The organism is Azospirillum sp. B506 (genome assembly GCF_000333595.1).
Taxonomy (GTDB): domain Bacteria; phylum Pseudomonadota; class Alphaproteobacteria; order Azospirillales; family Azospirillaceae; genus Azospirillum.
In genome coordinates, this window is sequence record NZ_BADK01000585.1 from 1 (window position 1) to 1,458 (window position 1,458).

The 1,458-nt window shown below is 65.1% G+C and carries 2 protein-coding genes and 1 pseudogene; all 3 read right to left on the bottom strand.

The window, feature by feature from the left end; genetic code table 11:
* Positions 1 to 429, bottom strand: a pseudogene (locus tag I71_RS17130) (hypothetical protein); the annotation flags it as partial.
* A 275-nt stretch (positions 430 to 704) separates the two neighbouring features.
* On the bottom strand, positions 705 to 1,091 hold the full coding sequence (locus tag I71_RS17135; protein ID WP_042696052.1) for a response regulator transcription factor: 387 nt from the start codon (positions 1,089 to 1,091) through the stop codon (positions 705 to 707).
* Between the two features lie 132 nt (positions 1,092 to 1,223).
* The coding region (locus I71_RS17140; protein WP_042696053.1) for a response regulator transcription factor at positions 1,224 to 1,458 on the bottom strand (235 nt) is incomplete at its 5' end.

Consider the following 1,458-nt stretch of genomic DNA (forward strand, 5'->3'; position numbering starts at 1 on the left):
CCGTTGCGGAATGAACTTTCGGACGTGAAAGCCGCCGCTTTCCAGCGCCGCCTGGACATGCGTTCGATCGGCGATGTTCCGCCCGGGTAAGTGCTTTTCGGTGGAGCAGAGGATGGTTCCGTCGGTGGTGGCGAGATTGATCGTCAAATAATCCGGGATCCACTTGGCCGTGCGTTCCAGCAACTGCTGACAGGCCGAAGCATCGAGAGTCTGAGCCGCCGAGGTTTCCGCCAGTAGAGCCAGCATCTGACGCACGCCTTCGACGAGGCGCGCCTGTTCGCCGCCAAGCAGGCCGAGCAGTTGTCGTGCATGGTCGTGGATTTCTCCGGAGCGCTGGCGGCGCAGGTCGATCTGGTTCCACACCTCCAGGCCACAGATCGGAACCAGGGCCAGCGAGACGAGCAGAAGCAGGCGGGTCAGAAAGCTCATGGCGTTCCGATCCCGGGCTCGATGCTATGGGATGCGACCGCCGCGACCGTCATCGCTCCGTCTCCCGTCCGGTCCTGCTTCATCTTAAACCGTCAAGGGGCGCCGAATGCTACGGTCCGATCGCCATTTGCCCTGTCCGCGACGCTGGGCATCCCATCGGGGCGCGAGGCCGCGGACCGACAGGGTCATCGGATGGCCGGCGGAGCACAATCGATCAGAAGAGGGAGTGCCGAAGATGCCGCATCCCGGCTGCGCCGGAGGGCCGCCCGGCAGCGTTACCCCGCCGCGGAGTACCCTGCCGCAATGGCGCTGTTCAGGGACGCGATCAGGATCTGGGCATCGACCGGCTTGCCCAATATGTCGCGGGCACCGCCACCCAGCGCCCGCCGCCGCGTGGTGTCGTCGGCATAGGAGGTCATGAACAGGATCGGCGGATGGTCACCGCCGGTGTTCAGCCGGTCCTGCAACTCCAGCCCCGACAGGCCGGGCATGCGCACGTCCAGAATGATGCAGGCGATGACCGACCGGTCGGCGCGGGTCAGGAAATCCTCGGCGGAAACGAACGGCAGACAGCGGAAGCCGATGGACCGCAGCAGATCGTCCAACGCCTCGCGGATCGCCTCATCGTCATCGACCACCGCTATCAGGGGTTCGTTGGACACGTCGTGATGCCTCGACCGAATAGGGGCGCCGGTTCCTGGCGCCACGCGTATCCTATCCGGAACGGTCAGGGGAGAGATACCACACCTAGGTCTAGAAATGGGGGGTCTAGAAATGGGGGGCTGGAGACGGGCTCACCCTTCGGGAGTCAGCACCTCCGCCTTGCGGACGAGATCGGCGACCGAGCGCACCTGCATCTTGCGCATCACCTTGCCGCGATGGAGCTTCACCGTCACCTCGCTGATGCCCAGGTCGCCGGCGATCTGCNTTGTCAGCCGACCCTTGACCACCTCGTTCATCACCTCGCGCTCCCGCGGCGTCAGGGTTCGCGCCAGCATCTTCACCGTCATCGCGGCCGTCCGCTCGTGC